General features: G+C 60.7%; 13 protein-coding genes, 1 tRNA gene and 1 other RNA gene. 9 read left to right on the top strand and 6 right to left on the bottom strand.

Features of this window, described 5'->3' with window-relative positions:
• Nucleotides 1-9: 9 nt before the first annotated feature.
• Entirely contained in the window at nt 10-294 is a 285-nt protein-coding gene (locus tag JZM60_RS06115) for a DUF507 family protein (protein ID WP_207164619.1), read from the bottom strand.
• Nucleotides 295-520: 226 nt separating this feature from the next.
• Between JZM60_RS06115 and aroF the strand changes: the two genes are divergently transcribed.
• Both aroF and ssrS read left to right on the top strand, forming a co-directional pair.
• The gene (gene aroF / locus JZM60_RS06120) at nt 521-1,537 is read left to right on the top strand and encodes a 3-deoxy-7-phosphoheptulonate synthase (RefSeq protein ID WP_207164620.1); all 1,017 of its coding nucleotides are present in this window, start codon (nt 521-523) and stop codon (nt 1,535-1,537) included.
• A 60-nt stretch (nt 1,538-1,597) separates the two neighbouring features.
• Nucleotides 1,598-1,775, top strand: a non-coding RNA gene (gene ssrS / locus JZM60_RS06125) — 6S RNA.
• Nucleotides 1,776-1,833: 58 nt separating this feature from the next.
• Here the strand turns inward: ssrS and JZM60_RS06130 are convergent.
• The 3 genes from JZM60_RS06130 to JZM60_RS06140 form a co-directional block, all read right to left on the bottom strand.
• Entirely contained in the window at nt 1,834-3,060 is a 1,227-nt protein-coding gene (locus tag JZM60_RS06130; RefSeq protein WP_207164621.1) for a Tll0287-like domain-containing protein, read from the bottom strand.
• A gap of 59 nt (nt 3,061-3,119) precedes the next feature.
• Nucleotides 3,120-5,078, bottom strand: coding sequence for a hypothetical protein (locus JZM60_RS06135; RefSeq protein WP_207164622.1), 1,959 nt, complete (start codon nt 5,076-5,078; stop codon nt 3,120-3,122).
• 137 nt (nt 5,079-5,215) lie between these two features.
• Nucleotides 5,216-5,305: transfer RNA gene (locus JZM60_RS06140), tRNA-Ser, on the bottom strand.
• Nucleotides 5,306-5,472: 167 nt separating this feature from the next.
• Here JZM60_RS06140 and JZM60_RS06145 point away from each other — a divergent pair.
• Nucleotides 5,473-6,060: a hypothetical protein gene (locus tag JZM60_RS06145; protein ID WP_207164623.1), complete on the top strand. Its 588-nt coding sequence runs from the start codon at nt 5,473-5,475 to the stop codon at nt 6,058-6,060.
• A 79-nt stretch (nt 6,061-6,139) separates the two neighbouring features.
• Nucleotides 6,140-6,337 carry a hypothetical protein gene (locus JZM60_RS06150; protein ID WP_207164624.1) on the top strand — a complete coding sequence of 66 codons (198 nt, stop codon included), beginning with the start codon at nt 6,140-6,142 and terminating at the stop codon, nt 6,335-6,337.
• A gap of 21 nt (nt 6,338-6,358) precedes the next feature.
• Here JZM60_RS06150 and JZM60_RS06155 read toward each other — a convergent pair whose 3' ends face one another.
• Nucleotides 6,359-6,949 (bottom strand): helix-turn-helix domain-containing protein, encoded by a 591-nt coding sequence (locus JZM60_RS06155; RefSeq protein WP_207164625.1) that lies wholly within the window; start codon nt 6,947-6,949, stop codon nt 6,359-6,361.
• Between the two features lie 179 nt (nt 6,950-7,128).
• On the opposite strand from JZM60_RS06155, the gene JZM60_RS06160 reads away from it, so the two are divergent.
• The 5 genes from JZM60_RS06160 (at nt 7,129) to JZM60_RS06180 (ending at nt 11,880) form a co-directional block, all read left to right on the top strand.
• Nucleotides 7,129-8,547, top strand: a complete 1,419-nt coding sequence (locus tag JZM60_RS06160; protein ID WP_207164626.1) for a DegQ family serine endoprotease — start codon at nt 7,129-7,131, stop codon at nt 8,545-8,547.
• A 53-nt stretch (nt 8,548-8,600) separates the two neighbouring features.
• Entirely contained in the window at nt 8,601-8,864 is a 264-nt protein-coding gene (locus JZM60_RS06165; protein WP_207164627.1) for a hypothetical protein, read from the top strand.
• A gap of 71 nt (nt 8,865-8,935) precedes the next feature.
• Nucleotides 8,936-9,895, top strand: coding sequence for an RluA family pseudouridine synthase (locus tag JZM60_RS06170; RefSeq protein ID WP_207164628.1), 960 nt, complete (start codon nt 8,936-8,938; stop codon nt 9,893-9,895).
• 4 nt (nt 9,896-9,899) lie between these two features.
• Complete coding sequence (gene pgeF, locus JZM60_RS06175) at nt 9,900-10,700, top strand: peptidoglycan editing factor PgeF (protein WP_207164629.1); 801 nt, start codon at nt 9,900-9,902, stop codon at nt 10,698-10,700.
• Nucleotides 10,701-10,704: 4 nt separating this feature from the next.
• Nucleotides 10,705-11,880, top strand: a complete 1,176-nt coding sequence (locus JZM60_RS06180) for an aminotransferase (RefSeq protein WP_207164630.1) — start codon at nt 10,705-10,707, stop codon at nt 11,878-11,880.
• Between the two features lie 26 nt (nt 11,881-11,906).
• Here the strand turns inward: JZM60_RS06180 and JZM60_RS06185 are convergent, their stop codons facing one another.
• A complete protein-coding gene (locus tag JZM60_RS06185; protein WP_207164631.1) occupies nt 11,907-14,294 on the bottom strand; it encodes a sensor histidine kinase in 2,388 nt (795 codons plus the stop codon).
• Nucleotides 14,295-14,352: the final 58 nt, after the last annotated feature.

A 14,352-nucleotide genomic window follows, 5' to 3' on the forward strand; every position in this document is an offset into this window, starting at 1 on the left:
GGCGGGGGGTCATAGGACGATTCCCTTCTCTTTTGCCAGCCGCTCCTTGATCATCTTCAGCATCTTATGCCGGTCGATGCCGGCGCCGCCCCCCATGGAGCGCAGGGTCTGCTCCAGGAGCCGCTCGGCTTCCTTCTCAAGATTATCCTCGCCTTGGGCATCGGCGGCGACGACCCCCCTGATCCTGTCCAGGACGACACCCCGCTCGGCCTTGAGGGTTATGAGTCCCGCGTCGGTGAGCCGCTCCAGCACTTGTTCGGCAAGCCTGGCAATCTGCGCTTCTTTGAGCCTCATCGCTCCTCCCGTAATCCAGCTTTAAGGGATGTGCCATATCCCCAGGGCCGTTTCTGTCGCTGCTTACGGCCGGGGAACCCCATTCTACCCATTGCCGGGGAAAAAGCAAGGCGCAGATGCCCCTTCTCCGGTACATCCTGAAAAAGCCTTCATGATTGACCCCCGCCGTTCGCTCTGCTATCGTTGCCCCGTTAGCTGTTTGAAATTCCTGGGCGGGGAGGGGCGCGTGCTGATCGTTATGAACCACAAAGCTGGACCGAAGCAGATCGAGGCGGTTGTGAAGGCGGTGGAAACCATGGGGCTCACAGCGGCGCCGATACCGGGGAGCGAAAGAACCGCCATCGGTGTCCTCGGCAACAAGGGGTACGTGGACGATACGACCATTCGTCACTTGCCAGGGGTTCAGGAAGTAATCCACGTATCAAAGCCCTATAAGCTCGTCTCCCGGGATTTTCATCCCCGGAACAGCATTGTGAAGGTCTGCGGTGTCTCCATCGGCGAGGGGAAGCGGCCGGTGGTGGTGGCAGGCCCCTGTGCCGTGGAGGGGGAGGAGCAGATTCTGAAAACCGCCCGGGCGGTCAAGAAGGCTGGGGCGGATCTTCTCAGGGGTGGGGCGTTCAAGCCCCGCACCGGCCCCCACACCTTCCAGGGAATGCGGGAAGAGGGGCTGAAGCTCCTGGCCAAAGCCCGGGAGGCAACGGGGCTTCCCATCGTCACCGAGGTCATGAGTCCAGACACGGTCGGGCTTGTGGCGGAATACGCCGACCTCCTTCAGGTGGGTGCCCGCAATATGCAGAATTTCGAGCTCCTGAAGGAGTTGGGGCGCATCCAGAAGCCGGTCCTCCTGAAACGGGGGATGAGCGCGACCCTTGAGGAATTCCTGGCGGCCGCCGAGTACATCCTGGCCGAGGGGAACCCCCACGTTATCCTCTGCGAGCGGGGGATTCGGACCTTCGAGACCGCCACCCGCAACACCCTCGATCTGGCAGTGGTTCCCCTCATCAGGGAGATGTCGCATCTGCCGGTCATGGTGGACCCGTCCCACGCGACGGGCAGGCGAAGCCTGGTGGCTCCCATGGCGAAGGCTGCGCTTGTTGCGGGAGCCCATGGCGTTCTGGTCGAAGTTCACCCGGAACCGGAAAAGGCTCTTTCCGACGGTCCCCAGTCGCTGACCTTCCATGGTTTCGATGCGCTCATGGATGAAATCCGGCATCTGAATGCTTTCCTGGGGTTCGGCGGCTGAGGTGGAAATGCCCCTTGATTTCTCCGGGGCATGGCGCTAAACTGTTTACAAAGATTAGAATTCTCTCTGCCATGCGCGTCAGGCTGACATGCCCCAGCGGAACATTTACGTAAAACGGGGGCTCTTTAGACCGCGGTGTGCTGCCCCTTGCGGGATTTGCCTGAAGCGGCACAGAGCTTGCCACCTGTAAGGAACTCGCTGTGAGGCCCTTACAAGCCAACGGCATGGTGGAGGGATGACGGAAAAGAGGGGGAACGCATCGGCGTATCCCCCTCTTTTTTTATGCCATATCCGTTTCAGAGTGCCTTGTGCCGGATGTTTTCCCTTAGAATTGCCGTGAAGAGGGGATTCTCGTCCGAGCTTGACATGGAGAGGGCCATCTCCACAGCAGTTATCTCTCCCCCGACGTTCCGGATTTTCTGCGGTACCGTCTCTCCAACCATCTTCCCCCCACCGTTGCGGAGGTAGGATTCGATGTCGTCCCTTACCACGCCGCCGTCGTCCAGGAAGGTGTATATGGACGCCCCGAGCAATTCGTCCTTGGGAAGCCCGAAAAGCTCCTCGGCCCTGCGGTTGGTGATGACAAGCTTGCCGTCGGCCAGGAAGGTTACGATCGCCGATTGGGCCATCTCCAGGACGTTGCGGTAGCGGGCCTCGGATTCCATCCGCTGCCGGGTCTTGATATCCAGCTCATCCATCATTTCGTTGAAAGCTGCCCCGAGTTCGCCGATTTCGTCCCTGCTGCGCCGCTTGATCCGTTCACCGAAGCTCCCGGTGGCGGCAACGTGGGCAATGGTGCCGGATACCTCGCGGATCGGATTGATGATGGTGCGGCGGACAAGGAGCCCCATAACGAGGATGATTAGGCAGAAGGTAAGCCCCCGGTAGGCCAGATCATTCCGGAAGTTGGTCCCGGCCTCTCGATAAAGGTCGGCGAGGGGGATGGAAACCGACACGGCGCCGATTACCTCACCGACCCGGTAGTTGTAGGAATAGTGTCCTTTGGGGAAGCGGGCGCGGACAAAGGGTGGCGCCTCTTCGTAGCGGCCGTGGCATTCGAGGCAGCTTTTTTCCGCAACCATCGGGAGCATATAGCGGAAACTCCGCTTCTTTCCGGTTCCGACAATCCGGTAGGTTTCCGTGTTCTTGTCCGATTTGAAGCTCCCGAGCATTTCGGCTTCAAATGAATCGGGGCGGTTCTCCGGGTTGCGGTAGCGGAGCGAGACTTGCCGCACGTAATAGTTGCTCCCCTTGGTCAGCCGCCTGGCCACGTTGGTGGCAACTACCTGGGGGACCAGGTTGTAGTTTTCATTGGGTTCGCCGTTTACCACGCTGGAGATGTAGTCGCGGGTTTCGATGATCTGCCGGGCGATGCTTCGGGCGTTGTCAACGGCAATCCGGTTGATGAGCGCCCGCTCCCGCTGGTAGACGAAAAATGCCGCCGCAAGGAAGACGAAGAGCAGAAGCAATGAGAGAATAATGTTGAACTTGGTACTTATCTTCAGATTGGCGAACCAGGACATGGGGCCTCCGGCGTGGCGTTACTCACCCAGTATAACCGGCTGGTGGCGCGTAGCAAGCCCTACCAGATGTAATCCCGGGCGATTTCCCGCTTGTCGTGGCCGTGGAGGATGTGAAGGATCCGCAGCCCTTTGAGTTTCACCGGCGACAGGGAGCCCAGGGGGATATAGACGATCTTTTTTCCCATGCGGGCCGCCAGCTGGCGGAAGAAGCTCCGTGGCGGACGGGCAGCCGCATATACCACATGCTTTTCGGGCGCGTAGTCCAGGGCCGCCAGAAGGAGTACCTCGGCCTTGGAGCGGGCGAAGGCGTAGTCCGGGTCTTGCCAGACATCCACCATGCGCCGGGGCGGGTAGGAGAGGAGGAAGCCGCCGTACTCGCAGCGGCAGATGCCGGGACCCACGATGTTGTCTGCCGGGGAAGTAGCGTAAAAGGCCATGTCCGACTCCTGGTCGTGCTCCCCGAGCCAGGTCATCCGGTAGGGGAATCTGCGTCCCTCCCGGTCCTCGTCGAAAATCACCACCACCCCGCCGACCCCCCCTTTGGCCCGCTGGTTCTCCCGCACGTAGATCCGGCCGTCGGCCAAGTTCCGCAGGGTCTCACGCATGTCGATCCCGTCCAGGAGCGATGCCGTGAAGGGCTCGGTTCGGGAGAGCTCTTCGGATAGCTGCATGGCTCCCTTTCGCTTCAGGAACCGGCCGTAATCCTCGATGACCACGTCTTCCGGCGGATAGGAGCAGATGGATGGATTGTCGAATCCCTCCAGCCATTCGCCGGGGCGCTTTTCCTTCTTCCTGTTCAAAAATCCCAGGTGCGACAGCCCTTTTTGCTTCTTCCGGCGAGGCCGGAAACGGATGCGGCGGCTTCCGCCCCAGATCTCCTCCGGGGAGATGGCAAGGGTCGGGATGTCGGTATCGTTCTTTTGCCAGGGATAGCAGGTAGCCTGCCGCCAGAAGGCATAGGCGAAATTGTCGTCGATGCACCCCCGGGCCGCTGCCAGAAGCTGGAAGAGATCGGAGATAAGCATGCCGGAAGTGAGGGCGTAATTGCGGGCAAAGCGGAAGAAGGCCCGCTTCTGCCAGAGATGAACCGGTTCGCCGGTTTCCTGCCGGTAGTGACGGGATGCTTCGCGGAAGAGCTGGTAGACGATCCGCTGCCGGTCGGGGAATTCCCCCTCCTTTCCTGCGTGGCGGGCGCTCCGTTCAATGGCGTGCCGCAGGAGGTCATCTTCGGGGATTTCCTGTTTTCCCCCGGCGATCAACTCCAGGGCGCTGTAGCGTTTGCGCAGCGTCGCCCCGCCGTCGGCGGGCTCCGGGGGGAGGGGGCCGCGGCGCAGCTCGTATACCGCCGACAGGAAGGGGAACTCGCCGAGAATCTCCCGGCAGGAATCCGGGTGGAGGTTGAAAAGGGCCACGTTGTCGCGCCGCACCCGTTCAAGGGGGGGAGCCAGGGGGCGGCTGAACGCTTCCTTTACCCGCTCCAGATGAAACATTCCGCAAATGAAGAGGATGCGGTCATGGTTGCGGGCCAGTTGCTGGAGCCGGAAAGCCATTCCCTGCTCCCGCCGCAGGTCTTCAGGACCGTGGGGAAGGGACGTGCATCTTTTCCGGTACTCCTCGTAGTAGGGGGTGAGGCCGATCCGGTGGATGGCATAGGGATCGGGAAGCGCCTCGTGGTGAAGCGGATAGGAGTCGACATCCACGTCGATCAGCTCCACGGGGATGCCCTGTTCCTGTGCGAGCCGCGCCCCTTCCACGAGAGGGTCCGCCGGCTCGATGATTAGGTAGACCGCTTCGTCCCGCTTTCCCCTTGTCCCGTAGCTGAGAACCGACACCTCAGGCAGCCGCGCTACTCCCCGCAGGAAGGGGGTTTTCAGGGTTGGCGGCAGTTCAAGGGCTATGCAGCCGGGCCTGACGCGATGCACCGCCTCCCGCACGAGCCAGGCGAATTCCATCCGGTAGTGTATGACGGGAAGGGCATGGACCGGGCCGAACTGTTCCAAATGAAGCCGGTGGGTCATGATAGGACTCGTGATTGCTTGCGCGTCGAATGAAGGCCGGCATTCCATGACGATTGGCGGTGCCGGGCGATGCATAAACAAAAAGCCCCGATTTCTCGGGACTTAGTGGGGTGCCCGGACTATTCCGGACGATGATATGGCGGAGAGATAGGGATTCGAACCCTAGGTACCGCAAGCGGTACAACAGATTTCGAGTCTGCCGCCTTCGACCACTCGGCCATCTCTCCTAAAGCGGTGTTGAGTCTTTATGGGAATCCGTTCAAAGGATCCGTTGCTGCAAAGAATTTTTTTATACGCTACTTTTTCCCAAAACTCAAGACTCCTGTCGCAGGGCTGATGCCTTTAGGGGGACAATGAAGAGTATGTTGTGCTATCGTCGCCAGCGGGAGGATATATGAGCGGAGCTACGACCCCGGCGGAGCAGGAAATAGCTTGTCAACAGGTGCTTACGGAGGATTTCTCCGTTTTTTCCATTCAATGGATGACGATTTCGCAAAGCCTTGCGGCCGGAGTTTCCCCCGATTTACTCCTGGACCGCTACCTTTCTTTTATCAGGCGGTTTACCCGTTCCCTTGTCCGTCCGCAGGTTACGGCCGGGGGAGTCGAGTTTCGCGTCCTTTGGCTCCCCGTGAGCCTCATCAGTTTCATGGCGCCCGTCCGGCAAAGGGATGAGCAGGGAGAATCCCTTTCCCTTGTCATCCGTGGAGGAGCGCTGGTGCGGACCGGCGGGGGGGATCTGTCGTTTCTCGTGGGAAAAGATAATGGGGGGGTGCGGCTGACGCTGCGCCTTGCCGGTTCCCGCCCCCGCCTGCTGGGTAGCACGCCCTCGTCCATCAGGAAGCTTTTTTACCGCTTCACCCAGGCGTACATCCACAGGGTGGCAACGGTGCGATTTCTTGCCGGGGTCCATGGGGAACTGGCCGGTGTTCCGGCTTGCGTGAGGATTGTTCCGGTTAATGTGATGCATGGTGAGGAGATATAGCTCCGGCCCGGTTGCCAAGCACGCTTGCCGTGTTACCCTAGTGGAGTTACTACGAAATTCCACCAGGAGGAGGTATGTCATGAAAGACAAGGAGCGTACCGGTATTTGTCAGCGAACTGAGCGGAAGGGCGAGCGTGTGAAAGTCCGGAATCTGAAAACCGGCGAGATTGGTTACACCTCCTTCTGTACCGAGGAGGGGGGGACGATTCAGGTCACGCTGGAGAACGGCCAGCTCGACAGCTGGGTCTATGTGGATTGCGAGGAACTGCCCGATTAGGGATGGAGTGGGAGCCAGCGGCTAATTCTTCGAGTAGAGCACGGCAACGGCCGTTGCTTTTGTTTCGCCCACAGAGACATACCCGTGGGGTTCCGATGAGTCGTAGTAAATGCTGTCACCGGGATTTAGCCGCATGACGTCGGTGCCGTAGTGGAATTCCAGCTCCCCTTCCAGGAGGTAGATGAGCTCGAAGCCGTCGTGGCGGTAAAAAAAGCGGTCATCCCACGCTGTCAGCTCGAACTCCACGAGAAACGGCTCCATGGGCTTGTGGCGCATGCCCGGGGCCAGCGACCGGTAGGTGTAGCCGTGGGGTGCGTCGTTGCCGGTGCGGCGCAGGGTGGCCGTCTGTTGGGATGCCCGGGTCAGCACGAGTTTCTGCTGGTCTTCTTCCTCCTCGAAGAAGTAATTGATTCCCACCTTGAGCCCCTTCGAGATCTTGAGGAGCGTGGCGATGGGGGGGGTGACCTGGTCGTTCTCGATCTGGGACAGAAGGGGCTTGGAGAGGCTTGACAGATCAGAGAGCTCCTGGAGGGTGAGACGCCGCTCCTGGCGGAGCTTGCGGATTTTTTCCCCGAGCCTCAGTTCCTTGATTTTGGACTTGATGTCTTCCACGGATGCCTCCTGTCTTCCGCCCGTTATAGGGCAATCGAGCCGGGAGCGTCAAGAGCTTATATGGAGGTGTCTGCAGAGGGAGCCGATCGGGGGCGAAAGGGCGTTGACATCCATAGGCAATTTGGCTACTCTTTCAACGGTTTAAGGACATCCTCACCATGATTGCCGAGGCATTCCCGATGCAAATTCGTCGTTTGTTTATAGTTCTGTTTTTGTTTCTCACCGTACTGCCCGCATGCTCGAAGAAGGAAGAGAAGCTCTATTACGAGACGGGGAGGGCCGAAGCGCCGGTAAAGGAAGTGCCCAAGGACATAATGGCCACTCAGCAGGCCTTTGTGGCGCTGGTGAAAAACGTGACGCCGGCGGTGGTCAATATCTCCACCATCAGCCGAAAGAAAATAGAGCAGCCCTTTTTCGAGTTTTCGCCGCTCTTCGAGGAGTTCTTCGGCGAAAGCCGGCCCCGCTACCGGCGCGACAAGAGCCTCGGCTCCGGCTTCATCATCAACAAAAGCGGTTACATCATAACCAACGACCATGTCGTGCGCGATGCGGAGAGTATCAAGGTCAAGCTCTCCAACGAGAATATTTATGACGGCAAGATCGTGGGGAGCGACCCCAAGACCGATATCGCGGTCATAAAGATCGATGCCAGGGAAGACCTCCCCGTGGCAGTTTTGGCCGATTCGGACAAACTCCAGGTGGGGCAGTGGGCCATCGCCATCGGCAACCCCTTCGGCCTCGACCGAACCGTGACCGTCGGGGTGGTTTCCGCCACCGGCCGCTCCAATATGGGGATAGAGACCTACGAGGACTTTATCCAGACTGATGCCTCCATCAATCCGGGCAACTCGGGGGGGCCGCTCCTGAACGTCCACGGCGAGGTAATCGGCATCAATACCGCCATAGTTGCCGCCGGACAGGGAATAGGTTTCGCAATCCCCGTCAACATGGCCAAGCAGATCGTTACCGAGCTCATCACCAAGGGGAGCGTGACCCGCGGATGGCTTGGCGTATCGATCCAGCCGGTTACCGACGAACTGGCCCGTGAGTTCGGTCTGGGCAAGGCCCGCGGGGTGCTGGTAGCCGACGTGATGGAGGGGAGTCCCGCCGCCAAGGGGGGGATCCGCCAGGGTGATATCCTCCTCGATTTCGCCGGCACCGGGATTAAGGACGCCCAGCACCTCCAGCGGGTTGTTGCCGCAACGGCTCCGGGCAAGACTGTTCCGGTCACGGTGTTCCGCGGCGGGCGCGAGATGAAGCTTTCCATCACCTCTGCCAGCGCCGACAGCGCCGCGGCCCGTAAATCCCATCCCCAGGGGGGCGCGCCGGATATTATCGGCCTGGTTGTGGAGCCCCTGCCGCCGGAACTGCTTCGCCGCGGTGCGTCAGGCGTGATGGCCGCCGCCGTGGAAGATGGAGGAGTTGCCGCCGAGGCCGGCATCCGGCAAGGCGACATAATCGTTTCGGTCAATCGCCGGAGCATTGCAACCCCGGCCGAGTACGACCGCGCCATGGCCGAGGCCGAGCGCAAAGGGACGGCGATTCTCCTGGTGCGCCGGGGCGGCGCCAGCATCTTCTTTTCCCTCCGGTTGCGGTAACTGTTCCGTTCTGTGCCGGGATATCGAAATGAAAGCCAACAAGAGGACATCCCATGAGTCTTATCGATAATTCCGAACAGGCAAAGCGACTTGCCAGGGCAATCATTTCGGACATTGCCATCTACAATCGCGAGAAGGTGGAGCGGGGCATCAAGGAGGATTCCATCTTCGAGCTCCTTGCCGAGGAGATCGAGGAAGGGCGCCAGCACTTCCAGACCCGGGTGGTGCCGGAGATTGCCGCCGGGACCATCTATGATATCGCCCTCGTTGATGTTCTGATCAAGCGGGCAGGCAAGATCGAGTCTCCGATCTGGTAACGGAAATATCACGAAGGGTTTTGCAGACGGGGCGCGATTTACGGTCGCGCCTTTGTCGTTTTTGAGGAATCATGGAAGAAAGATACGAATTCATTGCTCCCGGTGACGGGGAACCTGGCCGGCTCGATCAGTTTGTTGCCCGTTCCATTGAAGGGATGACCCGGTCCACGGTGCAGCGCCTCATGGACGAGGGGCGGGTGACGGTGGACGGCAAGGTGGAAAAGCCGTCCCTGAAGCTGCGGGGGGGGGAGTGCATCGTCGTTGTGGTGCCGCCGCCGGTGCCTGCGCTACCCGAGGCGGAGGAAATACCCCTGGAGATTCTCCACGAGGATGGCGACCTTGTGGTCCTCAACAAGCCGGCCGGAATGGTGGTCCATCCGGGTGCGGGCACCCCCGGCGGAACGCTGGTGAATGCGCTCCTCGCCCACTGTGACGACCTGTCGGGGATCGGCGGCGAGATCCGCCCCGGCATCGTCCATCGCATCGATAAGGATACCACCGGCGTCCTGGTGGTGGCCAAGAACGACCGCTCCCACGAGGGGCTTGCCCGCCAGTTCCGGGAGCATACCATCAAGAGGATCTACCTGGCCCTGGTCTTCGGCTCGCCGAAAACCGAGACGGGTCGCATCGAAGGGGCCATCGGCCGCCACCCCACTGACCGCCTGCGGATGTCGGGAAAGGCGAAACACGGCAAACATGCCGTTACCCACTGGAAGGTCCTTGCCCGTTATCCGGGGATGACCCTCTTGCGGTTGCGGCTGGAGACGGGGCGGACCCACCAGATCAGGGTCCATCTGTCAGAGGCGGGACATCCCCTGGTGGGTGACGAAGTCTACGGAGGCGCCGGCCGGGCCAACGACCTGCGGGACCCGGTGCTGAAAAAGCTCGTCCGGGAGCTGGGGCGCCAGGCACTCCACGCCAAGACCCTCGGCTTCATCCACCCGGCCAGCGGCGGTTACATGGAATTCGACACGGAACTTCCCGAGGATATGGCTCGAATCATCACTTATCTTGAACAGCAAGGAGCATAGAACGATGGAAACGAAACGGGCCGACAAGGTTCACTATCTGGAGCCGGAGATACTGACTGCCGCCGGGGTATCGGTTCATGGGTTCACCACCCGGCACGAAGGGGTTTCGCGCGCGCCCTACAATTCCCTCAACCTGGGGACCGGCACCAACGATTCACCCCATTCCGTGGAAGGGAACCGGAGTCTCCTGACCCGTTCTTTCGGGGTGGAGACGGGGCGCTTGGTGACAGTGACCCAAGTCCACGGCACCGACCTTCTGGTTATCGATTCGCCCAATCCCGATTACTCATACTTCCAGAAGCTGGAGGCCGACGGCATCATCACCAACCAGCCGGGGGTCATGATCGGGGTTTGCGTGGCCGACTGCGTGCCGGTGCTCCTGCTGGACCCGGTGAAAGGGGTGGCGGCGGCGCTTCATGCAGGGTGGAAGGGGACCGCAGCGGGGATCTGCCGCAAGGGGGTGGATGCCTTTATCAATCTTTTCGGTTCCGAGCCCCGGGATATTCTGGCGGCCGTGGGCCCCGCCATCGGCCCCTGCTGCTACGAGGTGGACAAACCGGTTGCCGACGCCTTCCGGGCCGACGGCCATGACTGGGATGCGGTGGCCACCATCAAGGACACGGCCCGGTGGCAGCTGGACCTGGCCAGGGCCAACGCCCTGCAACTGGGGGCGGCCGGCATTCCGGAGCGTAACATTGAAACGGCCGGGCAGTGCGTTTCATGCGCCCCGGAGGTCTTCTTCTCCTACCGCCGCGATGGCGGGGAAACGGGACGGCAGCTGGGCTTCATCATGCTGAAGGGGTAGATCGATGAAATTTGCCATTTCCGACCAGATCCGCGCTGTCCACCCACCCCCCATCTCCGAGGTGAAGGGGTGGCTTGCCGGCCGTGAGCCCGACCCGGCGCGCCCCCTGATCGACCTGTGCCAGGCGGTGCCCGACTACGCCCCGGCCCGGCAGATGGTTGACTATCTTGCGGCGTGCCTCGATGATCCGACCATGGCGAAGTATTCCCCCGACGAAGGGCTTCCAGAGGTGCGGGAGGCGGTATGCGCCCGCTACGGCCGGGTTTACGGGGCGGGACCCGCGCCGGAAGAGGTCTGTCTCACCATCGGCGCCAGCCAGGCCTTCTGGCTCGCCATGGTGACCCTCTGCCGGGCCGGTGACGAGGTCATCGTGCCGCTCCCCGCCTACTTCGATCACCCCATGGCCCTGGAGATGCTCGGCATCCGTCCGGTCTGGCTCCCCTTCGACGAGGAACGGGGTGGCGTCATCGATCCGGCGGCGGTGGAGCGGCTCATCACCCCCCGGACCCGGGCGATACTTCTTGTTTCCCCCTCGAACCCCACCGGCGTCGTCACCCTGCCCGACGTAATCCACGAACTCTATGCCCTGGCCCGGCGCCGGGGAACCGCCCTGGTCATCGACGAGACCTACTCCGACTTCATTCCCGGCGGCCCGGCTCCCCATGATCTGTTCGCCGATCCCCACTGGGGTGACCACCTGGTCCAGATCATGTCCTTCGGCAAGACTTATGCGCTAACCGGCTACCGGGCCGGGTGCCTCGTGGCGTCCGAAGAGTTCATCGGCCACGCCCTCAAGGCCCAGGACACCATGGCGGTCTGCCAGCCCCGCATCACCCAGCACGCGATCCTGTATGGGGTCCGCCATCTCGATGACTGGGTCGCGGAAAACCGTCTCATGATGGAGCGGCGCCATGACCTCTTCCGCTCACTTTTCGCGGGGCGGGGGAATCCCTTCGAGCTGGCGGCCAGCGGCACGTTCTTCGCGTGGGTCAGGCACCCGCTCAAGGGAAGGGAGGGGCGGGAGGCGGCCCGTCGGCTTGCTGTGGAGGCCGGCGTCATCTCCCTGCCGGGAGAAGTGTTCGGTCCGGGGCTTGAACCTTATCTGCGGCTTGCCTTCGGCAACATCCGGGAGGAGGAAATCCCGGGGGCGGTGGAGCGGTTCCGGTCGTTTGCCGTCTGATGCTCCGATTAGTAGTGCTCAGTTGCTCATGATGTGACGGTGAAGAAGAAGGTCGCACCTTCTCCAGGAGTGCCTTCGGCCCAGATGCTCCCCCCGTGGCGGGTGACGATATTGTGGGCGATGGCAAGTCCTACGCCGGTCCCCTCGAAATCCTCGCTGCGGTGGAGCCGCTGGAAGACGCCGAATAGCTTGTCGGCGTAAGCCATGTTGAAGCCGTCGCCGTTATCCCTTACGAAATAGACTGTCGTCCCTTCCTTTTGGAAACTCCCCACCTCTATCCTGGCGTCATCCCGTTTGCGGCTGTATTTGAACGCATTGGAGAGAAGATTCGTGAAAACCTGCCGGATAAGGGATGGGTCGGCCAGGCAGGGGGGGAGCTCTCCAACCGTGACCTGGACCGTGCGTCCCGCCCGTTCTCTCTCCAGTTCTTCCAGTGCGTCGCGGACCACGGTTGCGGGCTCCATGGTTTCCCTGTTAAGGGGGAGCCGGCTCAGGCGGGAGAAGGTCAGCAGATCGTCGATGAGAGCAGCCATCCGGGTGCCGTTGCCGGATATCTGCTTTAGATACCGTTGGGCTTCCTCCGGGATGGCCTGCCCGAAATCTTCCAGCAAAATGTGGGCGTAGCCGTTTACTGCCCGCAGCGGAGCCCTCAGGTCGTGGGAGATGGAGTAGGAGAAAGACTCCATGTGGAGGAGGGCCGATTTGAGCTGCGATGTCCGCTCGGCTACCCGCTCTTCCAGTTCCTCGTTAAGGCGGCGGATGTCTTCGGTTCGCTCGGCCACCCGCCGTTCCAGCGACTCATTAAGGGTTTGCAGTTCGTGGACGTAGCTCTGGAGCGTGGAAGCCATCTGCCGGACGTTGCCGATGAGCCCGGCAATCTCCCGGATGCCGCTTTTGGGCCATTGAATTTCCTTGTTCTGTATGACGTCCATGGGGAGCGTTTCGGACATCTTTTCCAGTTCAGCGATGGGGCGGATGAACGCTGCGCTGGCAGCCTGGGCAGTGGCGACGGAGAAGACAATCAGAACGAGGAGCAGGGCAAAGCCGCGGCTGGCGTTGTTCTCCAGCCTGTCCAGAAATGGTTTCATTGGGGTGGTGATGACGATAGTCCACGGCACGTTCGCATTGAGGCGAGAGTCCATGCCCACGGATGCCAGCTGCCAGCGTTGAAGGTCGCTTGCCCTCTTGAGGCGTGGGATGAGTTGATAGAATCCGTCCGGCAGGGTTTTGCGCTCATTTCCTTGGAGAGGGTTCAGGAGTTCCATCAATCTCCTGTTGGGATCGGTGCTGGTGATGATCTGCCCTTTCCGGTCCAGGAGGGTTATGTCTACGGCCCGATTGCTTCCGATTATGCGCAACTGTTCCGTCAATCGCGGCATCTCGATGACTCCGGTACAGTAGCCGCGAAATTCACCGTTGAGAACGATTGGCGCGAAGAGGGCCAGACGCGGCCCTTTAGTTATGGTGCCGTAGTCAATGTCCGATATTGCCGGCCTGAGGGTCTCCCGCACGATGCGATGGTAGGGCATAGCGGAGTAATCCCTTCCCGTGTTCGGGCGTCCCTGCTCGTCCCGCTCCGGTACAAAGGCTATGGAGATGGCTCTGTCGTTCTGGACCGACATCTTCAGGAAATGGGGTGACAGCGCTTTTATCAGCTCGGCTTTTTTCTGGATGGTGGCGGCCGGGACGATCTGGGGGTCGCCAACCTGTGATGCCAGGGTCTTTACATCGTGGATTTTGTCGGCGAGCCAGGTTTCAATCATCTGCCGGGTCAGAATCGAAGTGGAGTGCAGCCTCTGCTGAATCCGCTGCTCTTCAAGGGCGATGTCCCGTTTGATTTCCAGGACGACGTAGCCGATGCCCGGAATAAGGATGGCTGCCACCATGGATGTTGCGAGGATGTGCTGAAAGCTGGGGGACGGTTCGCCGGGGCGCCTGAAAGATTGCGAAAGATTGGCAAATTGAAACAGAAGAGTTGCGGCAAGTGCATTGAAGATGCCGTTGACGCCATGCTTGAGGGTCAGCAGGGTGGCCAGTGCAAGGTCGGTTTGGGCCACCACATGGTAAAGGAGGTAAAAGGGCATGCCGAGGCAGAACCAGTAGAGCGTGTCGAGTAGGACGATATTGCGGGACCGCCTCAGCATCAGCCCGACCGCCAGCGCCTCGCTTACGGCAATCAGCATTCCCAGCGGGTGGTGCCAGGAGATCAGGCTGTAGCTCCCCGCCAGGGCTGCGGCCAGCACACCGGCACCCGTCCCGTAACGGAACAGGGCGAGCATGACGAAGAAGGAGCCGAAGAAAATATTGACGCCAAAGAAGAGGGGCGGGTTCAGCCAGTTCACGACGTACCCGATGGCACCAAGGAGGATGCCTGAGGATATGGTGGTGTATTTCGATACGGCGTGATTCTGCATTGCCCGTATTGTTCTCCATAAATGGTTGGGAATGAATGGGAAATTGTAAACTTATATA

This window comes from Geobacter benzoatilyticus (genome assembly GCF_017338855.1).
Lineage (GTDB): Bacteria > Desulfobacterota > Desulfuromonadia > Geobacterales > Geobacteraceae > Geobacter > Geobacter benzoatilyticus.

What these genes read in the sequence shown, in the direction of transcription:
- JZM60_RS06150 (WP_207164624.1), top strand. Translation starts at nt 6,140, where the DNA reads ATGAAAGACAAGGAGCGTACCGGTATTTGTCAGCGAACTGAGCGGAAG.
- JZM60_RS06145 (WP_207164623.1), top strand. Translation starts at nt 5,473, where the DNA reads ATGAGCGGAGCTACGACCCCGGCGGAGCAGGAAATAGCTTGTCAACAG.
- JZM60_RS06115 (WP_207164619.1), bottom strand. Translation starts at nt 294, where the DNA reads ATGAGGCTCAAAGAAGCGCAGATTGCCAGGCTTGCCGAACAAGTGCTG.
- JZM60_RS06180 (WP_207164630.1), top strand. Translation starts at nt 10,705, where the DNA reads ATGAAATTTGCCATTTCCGACCAGATCCGCGCTGTCCACCCACCCCCC.
- JZM60_RS06130 (WP_207164621.1), bottom strand. Translation starts at nt 3,060, where the DNA reads ATGTCCTGGTTCGCCAATCTGAAGATAAGTACCAAGTTCAACATTATT.
- JZM60_RS06165 (WP_207164627.1), top strand. Translation starts at nt 8,601, where the DNA reads ATGAGTCTTATCGATAATTCCGAACAGGCAAAGCGACTTGCCAGGGCA.
- JZM60_RS06135 (WP_207164622.1), bottom strand. Translation starts at nt 5,078, where the DNA reads ATGACCCACCGGCTTCATTTGGAACAGTTCGGCCCGGTCCATGCCCTT.
- pgeF (WP_207164629.1), top strand. Translation starts at nt 9,900, where the DNA reads ATGGAAACGAAACGGGCCGACAAGGTTCACTATCTGGAGCCGGAGATA.
- JZM60_RS06160 (WP_207164626.1), top strand. Translation starts at nt 7,129, where the DNA reads ATGCAAATTCGTCGTTTGTTTATAGTTCTGTTTTTGTTTCTCACCGTA.
- JZM60_RS06185 (WP_207164631.1), bottom strand. Translation starts at nt 14,294, where the DNA reads ATGCAGAATCACGCCGTATCGAAATACACCACCATATCCTCAGGCATC.
- JZM60_RS06170 (WP_207164628.1), top strand. Translation starts at nt 8,936, where the DNA reads ATGGAAGAAAGATACGAATTCATTGCTCCCGGTGACGGGGAACCTGGC.